The organism is Rubritepida flocculans DSM 14296 (genome assembly GCF_000425365.1).
Taxonomy (GTDB): domain Bacteria; phylum Pseudomonadota; class Alphaproteobacteria; order Acetobacterales; family Acetobacteraceae; genus Roseococcus; species Roseococcus flocculans.
In genome coordinates this window covers 1-19,959 of sequence record NZ_AUDH01000025.1, presented here as the reverse complement: position 1 = coordinate 19,959, position 19,959 = coordinate 1, and the positions used below count along the sequence as shown (strand labels likewise).

The following is a 19,959-nucleotide window of genomic DNA, read 5'->3' as shown; positions in this document are numbered from 1 at the left end:
CAGAGGCGCCTAGCGTGGCGCATTCTTCGCGGAGACGCGCCATGCGCATCGTGCTGCTGCATCCCAACTATCACTCGGGCGGCGCGGAGATCGCGGGGAACTGGCCGCCCGCCTGGGTCGCCTACCTCGCCGGCTACCTGAAGGCGGCGGGCTACACCGACATCACCTTCATCGACGCGATGACGAACCACCTGAGCGACGAGCAGGTGCGCGAGGCGCTGATCGCGCTCAGGCCCGACGTGGTGGGCGCCACCGCCATCACCCCCGCGATCTACAAGGCCGAGCGGCTGCTGCAGATCGCGAAGGAGGTGGCGCCGCAGGCGGTGACGGTGCTGGGCGGCATCCACGGCACCTTCATGTACCCGCAGGTGCTCGCCGAGGCGCCCTGGATCGACGCGGTGGTGCGCGGCGAGGGCGAGCAGGTCTTCCTCGACCTCGTGCGCTGCGTGGACCAGGGGCGCTGGCCGGCGGAGCGCGGAGCCGTGCGCGGCATCGCCTATCTCGACGGGGGCCAGGTGGTGGCCACCCCCGCCGCGCCGCCGATCAGGGATCTCGACCGCATCACGCCCGACTGGGGCGTGCTGGAGTGGGAGAAGTACGTCTACATCCCGCTCGGCAAGCGCGTGGCGATCCCGAACATGGCGCGCGGCTGCCCCTTCACCTGCAGCTTCTGCAGCCAGTGGAAGTTCTGGCGGGACTACCGCATCCGCGATCCGCGCAAGGTGGTGGACGAGATCGAGACGCTGGTGCGCGAGCACGATGTGGGCTTCTTCATCCTCGCCGACGAGGAGCCCACCATCAACCGCAAGAAGTTCGTGCAGTTCTGCGAGCTGCTGATCGAACGCAAGCTGCCCGTGCTGTGGGGCATCAACACCCGCGTGACCGACATCCTGCGCGACGAGGCGCTGCTGCCGATGTACCGCAAGGCGGGGCTCGTTCACGTCTCGCTCGGCACCGAGGCGGCGGCGCAGCTCAAGCTCGACCGCTTCCACAAGGAGACGACGATCGCGCAGAACAAGAAGGCCATCCAGCTCCTGCGCGAGAACGGCATCGTCACCGAGGCGCAGTTCATCGTCGGCCTCGAGAACGAGACGGCCGAGACGCTGGAGGAGACCTACCGCATGGCGCTCGACTGGGCGCCGGACATGGCGAACTGGGCCATGTACACCCCCTGGCCCTTCAGCGACCTGTTCTGCGAGCTCGGCGACAAGGTGGAGGTGTTCGACTTCGAGAAGTACAACTTCGTCACGCCCATCATGAAGCCTGACGCGATGGACCGCGCCACGCTGCTCGACCGCGTGATGCACAACTACAGGCGCTTCTACATGCGCAAGAGCCTGTTCGGCTATCCGTGGGTGCGGGACAAGGTGCGGCGGAAATACCTGCTGGGCTGCCTCAAGGCCTTCCTCAAGTCGGGCTTCGAGCGGAAGTTCTACGACCTCGGCAAGGTGGGCTACTGGGGGCCGCAGTCGAAGAAGAAGGTGGACTTCCACTTCGATCCGAACCGCGCGGCGAGTGCCGAGGCGCGCGACTGGAAGCAGGCGCCGCCCCGCAAGCGCGAGGCCCTGCAGGTGAAGGCCTGCGGCGGGGGCACGGAGCAGATGAGCGAGGCCGAGATGAGCGAGGCGCAACCGGGCGCGCCCTGCGGCGGCGCGCCCGAGGCCCTGGCCGCCCGCCCGCGCCCCGCCCCGGGGGCGATGAAGATCTGATGCCCCGCGAGGCCGGGCGCGTCGGCCCCAACGCGATCACGCGCGTGGCGGAGGCGCTGCGCGCGCATCGCGGAGAGCGCCTCTGCCGCGAGGTCTTCGCCGCCGCGGGGCTGACGCACCACCTCGACAGCCCGCCCGCGCGCATGGTGGCGGAGGAGGAGGTGGCCGCGCTGCAGGCCGCGCTGCGCGAGAGGCTCGGCGACGCGCATGCGGGCCGCATCGCGCGCGAGGCCGGCAAGCTCACGGCCGATTATCTCCTGGCGCACCGCATCCCCCGGCCGGTGCAGTGGCTGTTGCGGGCGTTGCCGGCGGGGCTCGCGGCGCGGCTGCTGCTGCTCGCCATCGCGCGCCACGCCTGGACCTTCGCGGGCTCGGGCGGGCTGAGCGTGGCGGCTGGCCATCCCGTGCGCGTGGCGATCACGGGCTGCCCGCTCTGCCGCGGGCAGCATGCGGCGCATCCGCTCTGCGAGCTCTATGCGGTGACGCTGGAGCGGCTCTTCGTGCGCCTCGTCCATCCCGGCGCGGTGGCGCGGGAGGTGGAATGCGCGGCCATGGGCGCGCCCGCCTGCGTCTTTCTCATCGCCTGGCGGGCGGAGCAGGCCCGGGAGAGCTTTCCCGGGCCGGTGGCGGCGCGCGGCGGGTGAGGCGGGTATTTCTCTACTCCACCCGCCCGATCCGCTGCACCGCCCGCACGAGGCGCGCCGAATCCTCGGCGAAGAAGCGCGCGAATTCCGGCGCGTCGAGGTATTTCGGCGGCGCGCCCGCGGCCTCGAAGGCGCGGTTGAGGTCAGGGTCCGCCATCGCGGCGCGCAGGCTCTCGCGCAGCCGCGCCTGGATGGGCGCGGGGGTGGCGGCGGGGGCGAAAAGCCCCGCCCAGATGTAGAACTCCACCTCGCGGAAGCCGGCCTCCATGAAGGTGGGCACATCGGGGAAGGCGGGCGCGCGCTCGGCGCCCCAGCAGGCCAGCACGCGCAGCCGCCCCTGCTGGACATGCTGCGTGAGCGTGCCGGGCGCGGAGGCGAGCGCCTGGATGTTGCCCGAGAGCAGCGCCGTGACGGCCGGCCCCGCGCCCTGGAAGGGCACATGCAGCAGGCGGATGCCCGCGGCGTTGGCGAACATCTCCATCGCCACATGCAGCGTGCCGTAGGCGCCGGAGGAGCCGTAGGGAATATCGCCGGGCCTCGCGCGCGCCGCCGCGACGAAATCGGCCAGCGTCCGCCAGGGCGCGCTGGCCGGCACGGCGAGCATGGTCGGGTCGGCGTTCACGAGGCCGATGGGGGCGAACTGGTCCACCGTATAGGGGGCCGGGCGGCCCCAGAGCCGCTCCGCCTCCGGGATAACCGCGAGCGAGGAGAGCGCCATCAGCAGCGTGTGGCCGTCGGCCGGGGCGCGCGCGACGAAGGCGTTGCCGATGGCCCCCGCGCCGCCGGGGCGGTTCTGCACCACCACGGGCTGGCGCAGGTTCTTCTCCATCGCCGCCGCCACAGGCCGGGCCGCGAGGTCCGCCTGGCCGCCGGGCGGGAAGCCCACCACCATGGTGAGGGCGCGCGAGGGGAACTCCTGCGCGGCGGCGGCCAGCGGGGCGAGTGTGGCGGCGCCCAGCAGGGCGCGGCGGGTGGCGTGGCGCATGCGTGTCTCTCCCTGGCGGCCGGAGGATGACGGCCTTGCGAAGGAGACTATCCCGCCCCGCGCGGGCGCGTCACTCCGCCGGGGGCGGGTTGGGCGCGGGCGTCGCGTCCTGGTCGGCGAAGGCGCGGCGCTCCTCGCGCAGGTCGAAGATCTCGGCGGATTCGGCCGGACGCGGCGCGGCGGGGCGCGCGGCGAGCGGCAGGGGCGTGCCGCAGAGCTGGCGGCGGCGGGCGAGGGTGAGAGGCTTCAGCACGCGCATGGTTCCCTCCCGTTCACTGGACCGTATTCACGAGCGCCCCGATTCCGGGAACCTCGATCCGCACCTCGTCGCCCGGCTGCAGGAAGCGGGGCGGGGTGAATCCGATGCCCACGCCCATCGGCGTGCCGGTCGCGATCACATCGCCCGGCTCCAGCGTGATGCCGGCGCTGATGGCCTCGATGAGGGTGGGGATGTCGAAGATCAGGTCGGCCACCGAGGCGTGCTGGCGGCGCTCGCCATTGACGAAGGTGCTCAGCGTCAGCGCCCTCGGGTCCGGAACCTCGTCGGCCGTCAGGATGGCGGGGCCCATGGGGCAGAAGCTGTCCAGCCCCTTGCCCAGCACCCATTGGCTGTGGCGCTTCTGCAGGTGGCGCGCCGTCACGTCGTTCACGATAGTGTAGCCGAAGACGTGCGAGAGCGCGGCCGCCCGCGCGATGCCGCGCCCGCCGCGGCCGATGACGACGGCGAGCTCGCCCTCGTAGTCGAGCCCGCCGGTGGGGTCCATGGCGGAGAGGATGGGCGCGCCGGTCGCGATGATGCTGGTGTGCGGCTTGGTGAACACCACGGGGAAGGGGGGCACCACGTCCTTCGCGCCGCCGTCGAAGCCGGAGCCGGCGAACTCCTTCGCGTGCTCGTGGTAGTTCTTGCCCACGCAGAACAGGTTCTTGGGCGGGCGGGGGATGGGGGCGCAGAGCCGCGCGCCCTGCACCGCCGGCGCGGCGGCGGCGGCGCGCGCGGCCTCGGCCAGGCGGCCCGAGGCGATCAGCTCCACCATCGAGGCGGGCAGGGAGGGATCGGCCGCGCGCAGGTCGCGCACCGCCCCCGTGGCATCGAGAACGCCGATCCGTTCGCCCTGCCCATCGGCAAAGGTGACCAACCGCATGACCTGCTCCGCCCGACCGGCCGGGCGATTCCCCCGGCGCGATGGCCTGAAGCATGGTTTCGATCTCGTTACAAGACCGGCGCGGCGGGAGCCTGCAATGCGAGTTCCAGGGCCCTCGCCGCGCGGAAGCAGAGATCGTCGCGGTAGAGGGCGGCGGCCACCTGCACGGCGCGCGGCATGCCTTCCGCGTCCAGCCCCACGGGCACGGAGATGGCGGGCTGGCGCGTCAGGTTGAAGGCGAAGGTCCAGGGCGCCCAGTCGCGCCACAGCGCCTGCTCGGCGTGCAGGGTGGGCTGATCGGCCGCGAAGGCGGCGGTGGGCGTGGCGGCGGTGAGCACCAGGTCGAAGCGCTGGTGGAAGCGGGCCATGGCGTGGGCCGCCTCGATTCGCGCCGCCTCGAAGGCGAGGAACTCGGTGGCGGGCAGGGCGGCGTGGCGCGCGGCGACCTCGGCGAGCCCGGCGTCGAGATCGCCGCGCCGGTCCTCCGGGATGGTGGCGACGAGGCGCGCCAGCGCCACGCCCCAGACGCGGCCGAAGATGGCGCGCGTGTCGGGCAGGGCGGGGGTCGCCTCCTCGACGATGGCGCCGGCGGCCTCCAGCGCCCGGGCGGCCTGGGCCAGCGCCTCCTCGCCCTCGGCGTCCAGCGGCGGCGCGAAGCCCCATTCCCGCACCAGGGCGACGCGCAGCCCCGCCACGCCCTCCTCGATGCCCTCGCGCCAGTCGCGCGCATCGTCAGGCAGGCAGAAGGGGTCGCGCAGGTCATGGCGCGCGAGGGCGGACATCATCAGCGCCGCGTCGCGCACGCTGCGCGCCATGGGGCCCGCCACCGCGACATTGGCGAAGGCGCCGAGCGGCCATTGCGGCACGCGCCCGAAGGAGGGTTTCACCCCCACGATGCCGCAGAAGGCCGCCGGGATGCGGATGGAGCCCCCCGCATCGGTGCCGATGTGCAGCGGCCCGAAGCAGGCCGCCGCCGCCGCCCCCGCGCCGGAGGAGCTGCCGCCCGGCGTGCGGCTGCGGTTCCAGGGGTTGCGGGTGATGCCGTGCAGCGGGCAGTCGCCCGGGGATTTCCAGCCGAACTCGGTGGTCGTCGTCTTGCCGATGATCACCGCCCCCGCCTGCTTGAGGCCGAGCACGGCGGGCGCGTCCTCCTCCACCGGCGCGGAGTCGGTGGTGCGGCTGCCGCGCCGCGTGGGGAAGCCCGCGAGGTTCAGCAGATCCTTCACCGTGGCGGGCACGCCGTCGAGCGGGCCGAGTGGCCGGCCCGCGGCCCAGCGCGCCTCGCTCTCGCCCGCCTGCTGCAGTGCGCGCGGGTTGAGCGCGGCGAAGGCGTTGACCCAGGGATTCATGCGCGCGATGCGCTCGGTGACGGCCTTCAGCGCCTCCACGGGCGAGAGGGCGCGGCGGCGGTAGAGGGCGAGGAGCTGCTCGGCCTCCATCAGGGCGGGATCGGTGGGAAGCGACATGGCGGCGAGGATGCCGCGCGCGCGGCGCGGTGTCAGCCCGGGGTGGGGGGCGGAACAATCACGCGGCCGGGGCCTTTTCCCGCGCCTCCGCGCCCGCCGGCGCGTCCTCGGCGCAGGCGCCGTACAGGGCGCGGAAGGCATGCTCGTCGAAACCCGCCGCATCGGTCTGCAGCAGCAGCCGCCCGTCGCGCAGCGCCACCACGCGGTCGGCGAAGCGACGGGCGAGATCCACCTGGTGCAGGGCGCAGAGCACCGCGATTCCCTCGTCGCGCGCGATCGCCCGCAGGGCGGAGAGCACCGCCTCGGCCGAGTGTGGATCGAGCGAGGCCACGGGCTCATCGGCCAGCACGAGCCGCGCGCGCTGGGCGAGCACGCGCGCGATCGCCACGCGCTGCTGCTGCCCGCCCGAGAGGCTGTCGGCGCGCTGATAGGCCTTCTCCAGCAGCCCCACCCTGTCGAGCGCGGCGAGGGCGAGCTGGCGGTCCCGTCCGGGGAAGGTGCGCAGCACCACGCGCCAGGTGGGGACATGGCCGAGCCGCCCCGCCAGCACATTGCCCAGCGCGTCGAGCCGGCCGATCAGGTTGAACTGCTGGAAGATCAGCCCGACATTGCGCCGCGCCTCGCGCAGCGCCCGCCCGCGCAGCGCCGCCATGTCCCGCCCCAGCACCTCGACCCGCCCCGCATCGGGGCGCAGCAGCCGCGTGACGCAGCGGAACAGCGTGGACTTCCCCGCGCCCGAGGGACCGAGCAGCGCGACGAACTCGCCCGGCTCGACCGCGAGCGACACATCCTCGAGCGCGAGGGTCTCGCCGAAGCGCTTGGAGAGCCCGGAAAGGCGCAGCGCCGCCATCAGACGAGCCGCCGCCGCAGCCAGGCGGAGAGCTGGTCGATCGCCGTGACCATCACCAGCACGATGCAGGAGAGGGTGAGCAGCTTCGGAAAATCGAGCAGGTCGATCGCGGCCTTGATCTCGATGCCGATCCCCCCCGCGCCGACGATGCCGAGGATGGTGGAGGTGCGCACATTCGCCTCCCACACATAGAGCGAGACGGAGGCGAGCTGCGGCATGACCTGCGGCAGCATGGCGTAGGTCACCACCTTGGTGCGGTTCGCGCCCGAGAGCGCGGCGGCCTCCAGCGGCGCGGCCGGCAGCGTCTCGATGGCCTCCGCATTCAGCTTGGCGATCACGCCGAGCGAATGCACGATCATCCCGAGCACCCCTGCGAAGGGGCCGAGGCCGACGGCCGCGACGAAGAGCAGGGCGAAGACCACCGTGTCGATGCCGCGAAACCCGTTGATCGCCCAGCGCAGCGGCAGCGCGAGCGCGGGCAGGGGGGTGGTGTTGCGCGCGATCAGCACCGAGAGGGGGAAGGCCAGCAGCGTCGCCACCGCGGTGCCGACGATGGCGATGGCCACCGTCTCCAGCGCGCGCAGCAGGAAGGCGTCGAGATCCTCGAGGAAAGGCGGCCAGGCACGCGCCGCCCAGGCGAGCAGCCGCGGCAAGCCGTCCACGAGGGCAAGCGGCTGCACCTCCGCGATGCGCCAGGCGGCCGCGAAGACGAGCAATGCCCCGACCAGCGCCGCAAGGCGCAGCAGGTTCTCCCGCGCGAGGGGGCGGAAGGGCGGCTCGCGATAGCGCCCTTCCGCGTCGCGCCAGGGGGCGCGCATCAGCCGCGCAGCACGCCGAGGTCGCGGCCCATCTGCTCGAGGCCGCGATAGGGCTCGTGCGTGGCGGGAACGAAGCCGGTGTAGGGCCAGGGCAGCATTTGGCGCTCCGCCTCGGTCAGCCCGGCCAGCACCTCGCCCAGACGCAGGCGCAGCGCCTCCTCCGCGCCGCGGCGCACCACCACGCATTCGTTGGGCAGCGGCTCGGACTCCCAGACCACGCGGTTGCTGTCGGCGCGGATCGTGCCGTTGCGGATCATGGTGTTGCGGTGCGTGTCCCAGCCGGTGGCGAGATCCACCTGGCCGTTCACCGTCGCCATCTGCGCGGCCGCGGCCGAGGCGCCCTCGGCGTAGCGGCCGAAGAAGCTCTGCGGGTCGATGCCGCGGCTGCGCAGGAAGTGGGTGGGCACGAGCCAGCCCGAGGTCGAGCCGCGGTCGAGCATCTGCATCGAGAGGCCGCGCGCGTCCTCGGGGAAGCGCTCGAGGGCGAGCCCCGGGCGGGCGACGATGATCGCCTTGTAGGTGGGCAGCCCGTTGACCAGCATGGTCGAGGCGATGCGCGCCCCGCCGTTCACATGGGCCAGGATGTAGCCCCAGGGGCCCATCTGGGCCACGTCGATCTGCTCATTGGCCAGTGCGGTGGCGATGCCCGCCCAGTCATTGGCGACGTTGAGCGCGAGGGTGAGGCCCATGCGCTCGGCCACCAGGTGGTAGAGCGGCTCCCAGACGCGGCGCGTGTCCTGCTGGGTGGGCTGCTGCGGCCCGAGGCCGACGCGCAGCGCGCCGCGCGACTGGGCGCGGGCCGCCGGCAGGGCGAGGGGTGCGGCGAGCGCACCGAGAGCGAAGGAACGGCGGGCGAAGCGGGACATGTTGCGAACCTCCCCGGAACGCCGCGGGGGATATCGCGCGTGGGCGTCACCGGCTTGAAAGCGCGGTGAAGCCTCGGTGACGCGGCGCTGAGACGAATCCCGGCCTTGTCGAGGCCGCATTCGGCCTCATACCAGCGGCCGCTGGTATGCCCCTGTTTTGGCGCGCAGCCCCCACACCGGATCCCATCGAAGCAAAGCTTCGATGGGCGCCCGCCAACCCTGAGCGCGATACGGTCGGCATGTGATGCCGCCCGTATCACACGTGGAAACTCTCCCCGCAGCCGCAGCGGCCCTTCTCGTTCGGGTTCACGAAGACGAAGCCCGCGCTCATCGGCTTCACCTCGTAGTCCATCACCGTGCCGATGAGGTAGAGCGTGGCCTTGCGGTCCACGAGGATGGTCACGCCCTTGTCGGTCACCACCTCGTCGCCGGGGCCGGGCGCCTCCACGAAGGCGAGGTCATAGGCCATGCCCGAGCAGCCCTTGGTCTTGACGCCGATGCGCAGCAGCTTGCCCTGCTCGCCCTTGGCGTAGAGGGCGCGCAGCCGCTCGGCCGCGGCGTCGGAGAGGGACATCAGCGGCGGCAGGGCCCGCGGGGGCTTGGGCGTCTCGGTCGTGGCGCTCATCTGCGGCGCTCCGTCAGAACATGTTGAGGGCGAGGCGCGCGTCCTCGCTCATGCGCGACTGGTCCCAGGGCGGATCCCAGACCACCTCCACCTGGCAGGAGGTGACGCCGGGCACCTGGCGCACCGCCTCCTCGGCCATGCCGGGCAGTTCCTGGGCGGAGGGGCAGGAGGGGGTGGTCAGCGTCATCTCCACCTTCACCGCGCCGTCCTCGCCGATCTCGATGGCGTAGACGAGGCCGAGCTCGTAGATGTCCACAGGGATTTCGGGGTCGAAGACGGTCTTGAGCGCCTCGATCACGCCCTCCTCCGTCACCTTCGGAAGCGCCTCGCCCGCGGGCGTCCAGCTTCCGTGGCGCGCGGCCTGCTCACTCACTGCTCGCCTCCTTCACCCCGTCGAGCGCGGCATCCAGCGCGTGCCACGCAAGGGTGGCGCACTTCACCCGCGAGGGAAACTCGTGCACGCCCGAAAGGGCGGAGAGGCGCGCGAGCGCCTCGGTGGAATCGTCGCGCGCGCCGGTCTTCGCCATCTCGCGCAGCCGGGCCGAGAGCGCCTTGGCCTCCTGCGGCGAGAGGCCGGGAACCGTCTCGGTCAGCAGCGAGGCGCTGGCCTGGCTCACCGCGCAGCCGCGGCCGAGGAAGCTCGCGCGCGCGATGCGCCCCTCCGGGCCGAAGGCGAGGAACACCTCCACCCGGTCGCCGCACATCGGGTTGTCGCCGCGCGCGGAGGCGTCGCAGGGGTCGAGGCGGAAATGGTTCCGCGGGCGGCGGCCGTGGTCGAGGATCACCTCCTGATAGAGGTCGCGCAGCTCCTCGAAGCCGGCGGGGGCGCTCATGCGAAGAACTCCCGCGCGGCGTCGAGCGCCTCGGCCAGCGCCTCGATCTCCTCGCGCGTGGTGTAGAGGCCGAAGCTCGCCCGCGCCGTGCCGCCCTCGAGGCCGAAGCGCGCGTGCAGCGGCTCGGCGCAGTGGCGGCCCGCGCGCACGCAGACGCCGCGCCGGTCGAGGAAGGTGGCGAGGTCGTGCGGGTGCACGCCCTCGAGCGCGAAGGCGAAGACGCCGCCGCGATCCTGCGGCGCGCCGAGCAGCGAGAGCCCCTTCACCTGCGCGAGCCGGGCGGAGGCGTGCTCGACCAGATCCCGCTCATGCGCCTCGATGGCCTCCATGCCGAGGGCGGTGACGTAGTCGATGGCCGCGTGCAGGCCCACCGCCTCGACGATGGCGGGCGTGCCGGCCTCGAAGCGCGCGGGCGGCGCGGCCCAGCTGCTGTGCTCGAGCGTCACCGTCTCGATCATGTCGCCGCCGCCGAGGAAGGGCGGCATGGCCGAGAGCAGCTCGCGCCTGCCGTAGAGCACGCCGATGCCGGTAGGGCCGTAGAGCTTGTGGCCGGTGAAGGCATAGAAATCCGCGCCGATGGCGCGCACGTCCACCGCCCGGTGCACCGCGGCCTGGCTTCCGTCGAACATCACCCGCGCGCCCGCCGCATGGGCCATGCGCGCGATGGCCGCGGCCGGGGTGACGGTGCCGAGCACGTTGGACATGTGCGTGACCGAGACGAGCCCGACATCGCCCTGCGCGAGATGGCGCGCGAGGTCGTCGAGGTCGAGCTCGCCCGCATCGGTGACGCGCACGAAGCGCAGGCCGATGCCCAGCCCCGCGTCGCGCAGCATCTGCCAGGGCACGAGGTTGGCGTGGTGCTCCATCTCCGAGACCAGCACCGCCTGGCCCGGCTGGAGCAGCCCGCGGCCGAAGCTGTGCGCGACGAGGTTGAAGGCCTCGGTGGAGTTGCGGGTGAAGACGATCTCCTCCGCGTGCTCGGCGCCGAGGAAGCGCTGCGCGGCGGCGCGCGCGGCCTCATAGGCCTCGGTGGCGAGCTCGGAGAGGCGGTAGGCGCCGCGATGGACGTTGGCGTAGGCCGTTTCCATGCAGCGCGTCATCGCCTCGATCACGGCGCGCGGCTTCTGGGCCGAGGCGCCGGAGTCGAGGAACACCAGCGGCCGCCCGCGCACCGTGGTGGCGAGGATGGGGAAATCCTGCCGCACGCGCGCGACATCCAGCCGGGCGGGGGCGGCGTCCATCATCACGCCGCCTCGCGCTCCCACCAGCCGGCGACGGCCTCGTCCAGCGCGGCGCGGGCCGCCTCGTCGCGCACGCCCTCCACGGCCTCGGTGAGGAAGGCCTCGACGAGCATGGAGCGGGCGGTGGCGGCGGGAATGCCGCGCGCGCGCAGGTAGAAGAGCTGCGCCTCGTCCAGCGCGCCCACCGTCGCGCCATGGCTGCACTTCACGTCGTCGGCATAGATCTCGAGCTGCGGCTTCGCGTCGATCTCCGCCTCCTCGGAGAGCAGCAGCGCCTGGTTCATCTGGTAGCCGTCGGTGCGCTGGGCCGCCTGGCGCACCAGGATCTTGCCCTGGAAGACGCCGCGCGAGCGGCCGGCGAGCACGGTCTTGTAGGTCTGGCGGCTCGCGCAGTCGGGCGCGGCGTGGTCGAGGAAGGTGGTGGTGTCGGCGTGCTGGCCGTCGGCGACGAGCTGCGCGCCGTTCATGTGGCAGGCGGCCTTCGGCCCGCGCAGCGCGGCGTGGATCTCGTTGCGCACGAGCCGCCCGCCCGCGTTGAGCGTGAAGTTGTCGTAGGTCGCGCCCGCCTCGACGGCGGCCAGCACGGTGGCGAGCTGGAAGCCTGCGCGCCCCTCGCGCTGCAGCCGAACATGGGTGAGGCTCGCGCCTTCCGCCACCGCGATCTCGAAGACCGGGTTGTGCAGATAGGTGGCGGCCGCGGGGCCGAGGCTCGTCTCGATCAGCGTGAGCCGCGCGCCCGCGCCGAGGCGGATCAGATGGCGCGGGTGGAAGGCGATGGGCCGCTCGGCATGGGTGGCGATGGAGAGCAGCTCCATCACGCCCGCGTCCAACCCGGGCGGAACCTCGAGGAACAGCCCGTCCTCGAAGAGCATGGTGTTCAGCGCCACCATGGGCGTCGGCTCCGCGAGCGCGCCGAGCAGGCCCCGCGCCGCGTCGAGCTCGGCGGCGAGGCTGCGCGCGGACAGGCCCGGCGGCAGCGAGGAAAGCCCCGCGGCGAAGCGCCCGTCCACGAAGACGGCGCGCCAGGGCGCGCGTGCGGCGGGCAGGCTCAGCCGCTCCTCGGCGAGGGTGAGCGCCTCGGTGAAGCCGAGTGCTGCGATGGGCGAAAGGTCCGTATAGCGCCAGGCCTCCACCTGCCGGCCGGGCAGGCCCTGGGCGCGGAACTGCGCGGCGGCGTCGGCGCGCAGCGCGGCCACCCAGTCGGTGCGGCCGCCGGGCAGATGCGCGCGCAGCCCTTCATAGCGGCCGAGGAAGGCGGCGGCGCCGGTGGTCATGGCGTTCATCCCGCCCGCCTCATGCCGCGACCTTGGCGTAGCCTTCCGCCTCCAGCTCCAGCGCGAGCGAGGCGGGGCCCGACTTCACGATGCGCCCGCCCATCAGCACATGCACACGGTCGGGCACGATGTGGTCGAGCAGCCGCTGGTAGTGGGTGATGACGAGGGCCGAGAAGCCCGGGCCGCGCATGGCGTTCACGCCATCGGCCACGATCTTCAGCGCGTCGATGTCGAGCCCCGAATCCGTCTCGTCGAGGATGGCGAGCTTCGGCTCGAGCAGCGCCATCTGCAGCACCTCGTTGCGCTTCTTCTCGCCGCCCGAGAAGCCCACGTTCACGTTGCGCTTGATCATGTCCTCGCTCATGTGCAGCGCCTTCAGCTTGGCGCGCGCGAGCTTGAGGAACTGCATCGCGTCCAGCTCCGCCTCGCCGCGCGCGCGGCGGATGGCGTTGAGCGCGGTGCGCAGGAAATTCGCATTGCCCACGCCGGGCAGCTCCACCGGATACTGGAAGGCGAGGAAGAGACCCGCCGCCGCGCGCTCCTCCGGCTCCATCGCGAGCAGGTCCCGCCCGTCGAAGGTGACGCTGCCGCCCGTGATCTCGTAGCCCTCGCGGCCCGAGAGCACGTAGGAGAGCGTGCTCTTGCCCGAGCCGTTCGGGCCCATGATGGCGTGCACCTCGCCCGCGGGCACCTCGAGGTCGATCCCCTTCAGGATCGGCTTGCCCTCGACCTCCGCGGTCAGCCCTTCGATCTTCAGCATGGTCAACCGACACTCCCTTCCAGGCTGATCGCCAGCAGCTTCTGCGCCTCCACGGCGAATTCCATCGGCAGTTCCTTCAGCACCTCGCGGCAGAAGCCGTTCACGATGAGGCCCACCGCCTCCTCCTCCGACAGGCCCCGCTGGCGGCAGTAGAAGAGCTGGTCCTCGGCGATGCGGCTCGTCGTCGCCTCGTGCTCCACCTTCGCCGAGAGGCAGCGGTTCTCGATGTAGGGCACGGTGTGCGCCCCGCACTGGTCGCCGATCAGCAGGCTGTCGCACTGGGTGAAGTTGCGCGCGCCCGTCGCCTTGGGGCTGATCTTCACGAGGCCGCGATAGGTGTTCTGCCCGCGCCCCGCGCTGATGCCCTTGGAGACGATGGTCGAGCGCGTGTTCCGGCCGATGTGGAACATCTTGGTGCCGGTGTCGGCCTGCTGGCGGTTGTTGGTGATGGCGACGGAGTAGAACTCGCCCACGCTGTCGTCGCCCTGCAGGATGCAGGAGGGATACTTCCAGGTGATGGCGCTGCCCGTCTCCACCTGCGTCCAGGAGATCTTGGAGCGCGCGCCGCGGCATGCCCCGCGCTTGGTGACGAAGTTGTAGATGCCCCCGCGCCCCTCGGCGTCGCCCGGATACCAGTTCTGGACCGTGCTGTACTTGATCGTCGCGTCGTCCAGCGCGATCAGCTCGACGACGGCCGCATGGAGCTGGTTCTCGTCGCGCATCGGGGCCGTGCAGCCCTCGAGGTAGGAGACGTAGCTGCCGGCGTCGGCGATGATCAGCGTGCGCTCGAACTGGCCGGTGCTCTTCGCGTTGATGCGGAAGTAGGTGGAGAGCTCCATCGGGCAGCGCACCCCCTTCGGGATGTAGACGAAGCTGCCATCGGTGAAGACCGCGCTGTTCAGCGCGGCGAAGAAGTTGTCCGCCTGCGGCACCACCGAGCCGAGGTATTCGCGCACCAGCTCGGGGTGGCTCTGCACCGCCTCGCTGATCGAGCAGAAGATGATGCCCTCCTTCTCCAGCCGGTCCTTGAAGGTGGTGGCGACGGAGACGCTGTCGAACACCGCGTCCACGGCGATGCCCTGCAGCCGCTCCTGCTCGCGCAGCGGGATGCCGAGCTTCTCGTAGGTGCGCAGCAGCTCGGGGTCCACCTCGTCGAGGGATTTCGGCGCCGCCTTCTGCTTCGGCGCGGCGTAGTAGTGCGCGTCCTGGTAGTCGATGGGCGGGAAGCTCACCGCGGCCCAGCGCGGCTCCTCCATCTTCCGCCAGAGGGCGAAGGCCTTCAGCCGCCACTCGAGCAGCCACTCGGGCTCGTTCTTCTTCTTCGAGATGAAGCGGACGATGTCCTCGTTCAGCCCCTTGGGGGCGAACTCCATCTCGATGTCGGTCTCGAAACCCCACTTGTAGCCGCCCTCCTGGACGGACTGGACGGTCTCGATGGTCTCGGCGACTGCGGGCATGAGGGCTCCTACTCGGCGGCGAGGCTGAGGGAATGGGCGTCGTCGGCGGCGGGAAGCGGCGCCGGTGCGGGCGCGCGCCCCGCGAGGTCGGCCAGGGTGATGCTCGAGAGCGCGGCGCGGATCGCCTGGTTCACCGGATCCCAGCGGCCCCGCACGGGGCAGAGCGCCTCGCTCTCGCAGACGCCCGTATGGCCGTCCACGCAGGCGGTGAGCGCGATCGGCCCGTCGAAGGCGACGATCACATCGGCCAGCGCGATGGCGGCGAGGGGGCGGGAGAGGCGGTAGCCGCCGCGCGCGCCGCGCAGCCCCTCGACGATCCCGGCCTGGGCGAGGATCTTGAGCACCTTCGCCACCGTCGGCTCGGGCAGGCCGGTGCGCGCAGCCAGCCCCGGCGCGCTTTGCGTCGGCGCGCCGGCCTCGCCCATTCGGGCCAGGACCACCACGGCGTAATCCGTCAATCGCGACAGCCTCAGCACGGCATCGTCCTCCGCTCTGGCGCCTAAATAGGACCAGTCGGGTCCGCTTTGAAGGGGGGGGGAGGGCGTGCGGGACCATGCCCCTGCGGCATGGCGGCTCTGGACGCGCCCTTACGCCCGCCGCATCGTCCGCGCAACAACCCCTGGGGAGACGGGCATGCCCTTCCTGCGCACCGATGACGGCGTGAGCCTGCACTACGAGGAGGCGGGGCAGGGCGCGCCGGTCGTCTTCGTCCACGAATTCGCCGGCGATGCGCGGAGCTGGGAGCCGCAGCTCCGCTTCTTCTCGCGCCGCTACCGCTGCATCGCCTTCAACGCCCGCGGCTACCCGCCCTCCGACGTGCCGCGCGATCCCGCCGCCTACAGCCAGGACCGCGCGAGGGACGACATCGCGGCCGTCATCACCGGCCTCGGCCTCGCGCCCGCGCATGTGGTGGGGCTTTCGATGGGCGCCTTCGCCACGCTGCATCTGGGCCTGCGCCACCCCCATCTCGCGCGCAGCCTGACGGCCGCGGGGGTGGGCTATGGCGCCGCGCCCGACAAGCGCGCGCAGTTCCGCGCCGAGATCGACGCCTCCGTCGCCCGGCTGCGCGAGCAGGGCATGGCGCGCTTCGCCCACAGCTACGCCCATGGGCCGACGCGCCTCGTCTTCGAGGAGAAGGACCCCCGCGGCTTCGCCGAGTTCGCGGCGCAGCTCGCGCAGCACGACCCGGAGGGCGCGGCGCTGACCATGCAGGGCGTGCAGCGCGAGCGCCCCTCGCTCTTCGACCTCGAACCCGCCTTCCGCCAGCTCGCCCTGCCCACCCTCATCATCGCCGGCGACGAGGACGACCCGACGCTGGAGCCCGCCCTCTTCCTCAAGCGCGTGATCCGCGGCGCGGCGCTGCTGGTCATGCCCAAATGCGGGCACACCATGAACCTCGAGGAGCCGGACGCCTTCAACCGCGCCCTGCTCGATTTCCTGACGGCGGTGGATGGCGGGGCCTGGCGCCCGCGCATCCCCGCCTCGCTCTCGGGCGGCATCATCGCGCAGAGGCCCGGGGGATGAGCGACGCCGCCGACATCCGCGCCCTGATCGAGAACTGGGCCATCTGGCGCGACGCCGGGGACTGGGCGCGCTTCGCCACCTGCTGGCACCCAGAGGGGCGCATGATGGCCACCTGGAAACAGGGCACGGCCGCGGAGTTCATCAAGGCGAGCATCGCGGGCTGGCGGCGCGGCGTCTCCATCCTGCACTTCCTGGGCGGGCATTCCAGCGAGATCGCGGGCGAGCGCGCCATCGCCCAGACCAAGATGACCATCAGCCAGCGCGCCGAGGTGGAGGGGGTGCTGGTGGACGTGGTCTGCACCGGCCGCTTCTACGACTTCGTGCAGAAGCACGAGGGGCGCTGGAAGATCCTGCTGCGCCAGCCGATCTACGAGAAGGACCGGATGGACCCCGTCTCGCCCGGAGCGCGCCTCTCCCTGGACCCCGCGCTGCTCGCGCGCTTCCCGGAGGGCTACCGCCACCTCGCCTATCTGCAGACGCGCATCGGCTATGCGGTGAAGCCCGACATGCCGGGGCTGAAGGGGCCGGAGGTGGAGCGCCTCTATGCCGATGGCGCGGCCTGGCTCGCGGGCGGGCCGCTCGCGCGTTGAGGGAGATCAGGCCGCGCGCCGGGCGAAGATCTCCGCCATGCGCTCGGCCGGCCAGGCGCCGCTGAACAGCAGCCGCCCCTCGAGGGCGAAGCTCGGCACGCCCGAGACGCCGAGGCGGCGGAAGCCGGCGTCCTCGGCGCGCACCTCTGCCTCCAGCTCCTCCCCGGCGAGGAAGGCCGCGGCGTCGAGGCCGAGCCCCGCCGCCACATCACAGAGCACCGCGGCGTCGCCGATGTCGCGGCCCTCGGCGAAATAGGCCCGGAACAGCGCCTCCACCAGCGCGTGCTGCAGCGGGCCCTCGGCGTGGCGGATCAGCCGGTGCGCCTTCACCGTGCTGGGCGTGCGCGTCATCAGATCATGCCGGAAGCCGAGGCCCACCGCGCGCCCCGCCTCGGCCACCCGCGCGTCCAGCGCGCGCCCGCGCTCCAGGCTGCCGAACTTCGCGGCGCGATAGGCGTCGCGCGGCAGGCCGCCCTCGGGCATGTCGGGGTTGAGCTGGAAGGCGCGCCAATGCACCGAGAAGCGCAGCCCCTCCGCCTCCAGCGCGGCCAGGGCGAGGTCGAGCTGGCGCTTGCCGATCCAGCACCAGGGGCAGATCGCGTCGGAGATCACGTCGATGCGGCGCGGCGCGGTCATGGGGGCCCTTCGCGCCCCGTTGCCGCGCGGCCCGGTTTGGGCCAAGGCTGGGGCGCGTCATCCTTCGCAGGGCAGGCCATGCGCACGCAAGTCGGAATCATCGGGGCGGGGCCGGCGGGGCTGCTGCTCGCCCATCTGCTCCATCGCGCCGGCATCGACAGCGTCATTCTCGAGCAGAAATCCCGCCCCTACATCGAAGGGCGCATCCGCGCGGGGCTGCTCGAGCAGGGCAGCGTGGAGACGCTTACCGAGGCGGGGCTGGGCGAGCGGCTGCACCGCGAGGGGCTGGTGCATGACGGGCTCGAGCTGCGCTGCGACGACATGGCCGAGCGCATCGACCTCCACGGCCTCACCGGCCGGCGCGTGACGATCTACGGCCAGCAGGAGGCGGTGAAGGACATGGTGGCCGCCCGCCTCGCCACCGGCCGGCCGCTGCATTTCGAGGTGGAGGACACGCAGCTCCACGACATCGCGACCGACCAGCCGCGCATCACCTGGACCGACCAGCACGGCGAGCGGCACGAGCTGCGCTGCGACGTGATCGCGGGCTGCGACGGGTTCCACGGCCCCTCGCGCGCCGCCATGCCGGCCGAGGTGCTGCGCGTCTACGAGCGCGTCTATCCCTTCGCCTGGCTCGGCATCCTCGCAGAGGCGAGCCCGGTGAGCCATGAGCTGATCTACGCCCGCCACGAGGAGGGCTTCGCGCTCGCCACCATGCGCAGCGCGCGCCTCTCGCGCCTCTACCTGCAATGCGCGCCGGACGAGGATTTGAACGAATGGCCGGACGCGCGCATCTGGGAGCATCTGCACCGCCGCCTCGGCCGGGTGAACGAGGGGCCCATCCTGCAGAAGGGCGTCACCGCCATGCGCAGCTTCGTGGCCGAGCCGATGCGCCATGGCCGGCTCTTCCTCGCCGGGGATGCGGCCCACATCGTCCCGCCTACGGGGGCGAAGGGGATGAACCTCGCGGTGGCGGATGTGCGCGTGCTCGCCGCCGCACTCGCCGATTTCTACCGCGGCCGGGGCACGGGGCTGATGGACCGCTACAGCGAGATCTGCCTGCGCCGCATCTGGAAGGTGCAGCGCTTCTCCTGGTGGATGACGGCGATGCTGCACCGCTTCAGCGCCGAGGACGCCTTCGAGCACCGTGTCCAGACGGCCGAGCTGCACTACGTCATGCAGTCCCAGGCCATGCGCACGGCGCTGGCCGAGCAGTATGTCGGCCTGCCCTACGAGGTGTGAGGGGATGAAGCTCGCCATCATCGGCCTCGGAATCATGGGCGAGCGGCTGTTGCGCGCGGCCCTCCTCCATCCCGCCACCACCGTCGTCGCCGTGTGGGACCCCGCGCCGGAGGCGGCGGCGCGGCTCGCCGCGATCGACCCCGCCCTCGTCATGGCGCCGAGCGCGGAGGCCGCCATCGCGGCCGCCGAGGCGGTCTATGTCGCCTCGCCGCCCGCCTCGCACATCGCCCATGGCCGCGCGATCCTGCAGGCCGGGCGCGCGCTGTTCCTGGAGAAGCCGCTCGCCTCCGACCTTGAGGCGGCGCGGGCCTTCGTGGCCTCGGCGCGCGGCATGCGCGCGGCGGTGAATTTCCCCATGGCCTCCTCGCCCGCCACGGCGCAGCTCCTGCGCTGGCGGCCGGAGATCGGGGCGCTGCGCGGCATCGAGATCTCCTGCGCCTTCGCCGCCTGGCCGCGCGCCTGGCAGCAGGCGGCGGCGTCCTGGCTCGCGCGCCGGGCCGAGGGCGGCTTCACGCGCGAGGTGGCCTCGCATTTCCTCTTCCTCGCCCAGCGCCTGGGCGGGCCGCTGCGGCTGATCGAGGGCAGTGCGGACTACCCGGCCGGCGATGGCAGCGAACGCGCCGCCCAGGCCCGGCTCCGCGCGGGCGAGGTGCCGGTGCGCTTCGAGGGGCGCGTGGGCGGAACGGAGCGCGAGGAGACGAACGAAACGCGCCTCATCGGCGAGAGGGGCCAATTGCGCCTGCGCGACTGGTCCTACGCCGAGCGGCTGGGGGCGGACGGGCTCTGGCACCCCGCGCCCGATGCGCTGCCCAACCCCGCCATGCGCCCGCTCACCCTCGCGGGGCAGCTCGACAAGCTCGCGGCGCTGACGCGCGGCGAGGCGACGACGCTCGCCACGCTGGAGGAGGCGCTTGCGGTGCAGGAGGCGGTGGAGGCGATCCTCGCCGGAGGTCATACCAGCGGCCGCTGATTTCGACTCCTGAGAAGCCGGTGCGGCCGCTGGTATGCCTTTGTTTTGGCGCGCAGCCGCCACACCGGGTCCCATCGAAGCAAAGCTTCGATGGGGGCCCGTCAACCCTGCGCGCGATACGGTCGGCATGTGATGCCGACCGTATCAGTTACCCACCGGCGGTCCCGACCCGCCGTGGATGAAACTGTGGCACTATGGTTTGGCTGGTGGCGAGGTCGGCATGGTGATGGTTCGCCAGAGCCCGCGTATCAGTTGGACCCGGAAGGCCCCGAGCACCCTCGCTTGCGCCAAGGGCGGCGACGCCTGGGAGCGCGCTGTCTAGACTTC

General features: G+C 72.4%; 22 protein-coding genes. 6 read left to right on the top strand and 16 right to left on the bottom strand.

The features are described from left to right. Positions 1–41 precede the first annotated feature (41 nt). Together bchE and bchJ are read left to right on the top strand one after the other, a co-directional pair. Entirely contained in the window at positions 42–1,709 is a 1,668-nt protein-coding gene (gene bchE, locus H596_RS21905; RefSeq protein ID WP_051213183.1) for a magnesium-protoporphyrin IX monomethyl ester anaerobic oxidative cyclase, read from the top strand. Then, complete coding sequence (bchJ, locus tag H596_RS0115315) at positions 1,709–2,353, top strand: bacteriochlorophyll 4-vinyl reductase (protein WP_027285626.1); 645 nt, start codon at positions 1,709–1,711, stop codon at positions 2,351–2,353. The genes bchE and bchJ overlap by 1 nt, the downstream gene beginning before the upstream one ends. Before the next feature lie 13 nt (positions 2,354–2,366). On the opposite strand, the gene H596_RS0115310 is transcribed toward bchJ, so the two are convergent. From H596_RS0115310 to H596_RS0115240, 15 genes are all read right to left on the bottom strand, one after another. Beyond that, the gene (locus tag H596_RS0115310; protein ID WP_027285625.1) at positions 2,367–3,338 is read right to left on the bottom strand and encodes a tripartite tricarboxylate transporter substrate binding protein; all 972 of its coding nucleotides are present in this window, start codon (positions 3,336–3,338) and stop codon (positions 2,367–2,369) included. A 70-nt stretch (positions 3,339–3,408) separates the two neighbouring features. Continuing rightward, positions 3,409–3,597, bottom strand: a complete 189-nt coding sequence (locus tag H596_RS0115305; RefSeq protein WP_027285624.1) for a hypothetical protein — start codon at positions 3,595–3,597, stop codon at positions 3,409–3,411. A 13-nt stretch (positions 3,598–3,610) separates the two neighbouring features. Beyond that, positions 3,611–4,480, bottom strand: coding sequence for a fumarylacetoacetate hydrolase family protein (locus tag H596_RS0115300; protein ID WP_027285623.1), 870 nt, complete (start codon positions 4,478–4,480; stop codon positions 3,611–3,613). 68 nt (positions 4,481–4,548) lie between these two features. After that, entirely contained in the window at positions 4,549–5,946 is a 1,398-nt protein-coding gene (locus H596_RS0115295) for an amidase (RefSeq protein WP_037301739.1), read from the bottom strand. Positions 5,947–6,004: 58 nt separating this feature from the next. Next, positions 6,005–6,796: a phosphonate ABC transporter ATP-binding protein gene (gene phnC, locus H596_RS21900; RefSeq protein ID WP_084602862.1), complete on the bottom strand. Its 792-nt coding sequence runs from the start codon at positions 6,794–6,796 to the stop codon at positions 6,005–6,007. Beyond that, on the bottom strand, positions 6,796–7,614 hold the full coding sequence (gene phnE, locus H596_RS0115285; protein ID WP_051213181.1) for a phosphonate ABC transporter, permease protein PhnE: 819 nt from the start codon (positions 7,612–7,614) through the stop codon (positions 6,796–6,798). Before phnE ends, phnC begins: the two co-directional genes overlap by 1 nt. After that, a complete protein-coding gene (locus H596_RS0115280; RefSeq protein ID WP_027285620.1) occupies positions 7,614–8,480 on the bottom strand; it encodes a PhnD/SsuA/transferrin family substrate-binding protein in 867 nt (288 codons plus the stop codon). The genes phnE and H596_RS0115280 overlap by 1 nt, the downstream gene beginning before the upstream one ends. 256 nt (positions 8,481–8,736) lie before the next feature. Next, positions 8,737–9,105: a HesB/IscA family protein gene (locus H596_RS0115275; RefSeq protein WP_027285619.1), complete on the bottom strand. Its 369-nt coding sequence runs from the start codon at positions 9,103–9,105 to the stop codon at positions 8,737–8,739. A gap of 13 nt (positions 9,106–9,118) precedes the next feature. After that, positions 9,119–9,478: an SUF system Fe-S cluster assembly protein gene (locus H596_RS0115270; protein ID WP_027285618.1), complete on the bottom strand. Its 360-nt coding sequence runs from the start codon at positions 9,476–9,478 to the stop codon at positions 9,119–9,121. Next, positions 9,471–9,938, bottom strand: coding sequence for a Fe-S cluster assembly sulfur transfer protein SufU (gene sufU, locus H596_RS0115265; RefSeq protein WP_027285617.1), 468 nt, complete (start codon positions 9,936–9,938; stop codon positions 9,471–9,473). The genes H596_RS0115270 and sufU overlap by 8 nt, the downstream gene beginning before the upstream one ends. After that, positions 9,935–11,179 (bottom strand): aminotransferase class V-fold PLP-dependent enzyme, encoded by a 1,245-nt coding sequence (locus tag H596_RS0115260; protein WP_037301737.1) that lies wholly within the window; start codon positions 11,177–11,179, stop codon positions 9,935–9,937. Before H596_RS0115260 ends, sufU begins: the two co-directional genes overlap by 4 nt. Positions 11,180–11,181: 2 nt before the next feature. Then, a complete protein-coding gene (gene sufD, locus H596_RS0115255) occupies positions 11,182–12,462 on the bottom strand; it encodes a Fe-S cluster assembly protein SufD (protein ID WP_084602858.1) in 1,281 nt (426 codons plus the stop codon). A gap of 10 nt (positions 12,463–12,472) precedes the next feature. After that, a complete protein-coding gene (gene sufC / locus H596_RS0115250; RefSeq protein ID WP_027285614.1) occupies positions 12,473–13,213 on the bottom strand; it encodes a Fe-S cluster assembly ATPase SufC in 741 nt (246 codons plus the stop codon). Positions 13,214–13,215: 2 nt separating this feature from the next. Next, complete coding sequence (gene sufB, locus H596_RS0115245; RefSeq protein WP_027285613.1) at positions 13,216–14,670, bottom strand: Fe-S cluster assembly protein SufB; 1,455 nt, start codon at positions 14,668–14,670, stop codon at positions 13,216–13,218. A gap of 8 nt (positions 14,671–14,678) precedes the next feature. Further along, a complete protein-coding gene (locus H596_RS0115240; RefSeq protein ID WP_027285612.1) occupies positions 14,679–15,146 on the bottom strand; it encodes an SUF system Fe-S cluster assembly regulator in 468 nt (155 codons plus the stop codon). A 157-nt stretch (positions 15,147–15,303) separates the two neighbouring features. Here H596_RS0115240 and H596_RS0115235 point away from each other — a divergent pair, with 157 nt between their 5' ends. Next, the gene (locus tag H596_RS0115235) at positions 15,304–16,194 is read left to right on the top strand and encodes an alpha/beta fold hydrolase (RefSeq protein ID WP_027285611.1); all 891 of its coding nucleotides are present in this window, start codon (positions 15,304–15,306) and stop codon (positions 16,192–16,194) included. Beyond that, positions 16,191–16,784 (top strand): nuclear transport factor 2 family protein, encoded by a 594-nt coding sequence (locus H596_RS0115230; RefSeq protein ID WP_027285610.1) that lies wholly within the window; start codon positions 16,191–16,193, stop codon positions 16,782–16,784. The genes H596_RS0115235 and H596_RS0115230 overlap by 4 nt, the downstream gene beginning before the upstream one ends. Before the next feature lie 6 nt (positions 16,785–16,790). Here the strand turns inward: H596_RS0115230 and H596_RS0115225 are convergent, their stop codons facing one another. Continuing rightward, positions 16,791–17,420, bottom strand: a complete 630-nt coding sequence (locus H596_RS0115225) for a DsbA family oxidoreductase (protein WP_027285609.1) — start codon at positions 17,418–17,420, stop codon at positions 16,791–16,793. A 78-nt stretch (positions 17,421–17,498) separates the two neighbouring features. On the opposite strand from H596_RS0115225, the gene pobA reads away from it, so the two are divergent. Beyond that, entirely contained in the window at positions 17,499–18,662 is a 1,164-nt protein-coding gene (gene pobA, locus H596_RS0115220; RefSeq protein ID WP_027285608.1) for a 4-hydroxybenzoate 3-monooxygenase, read from the top strand. Positions 18,663–18,666: 4 nt separating this feature from the next. After that, complete coding sequence (locus H596_RS0115215; protein ID WP_211225292.1) at positions 18,667–19,632, top strand: Gfo/Idh/MocA family protein; 966 nt, start codon at positions 18,667–18,669, stop codon at positions 19,630–19,632. The last annotated feature ends 327 nt before the right edge of the window (positions 19,633–19,959 follow it).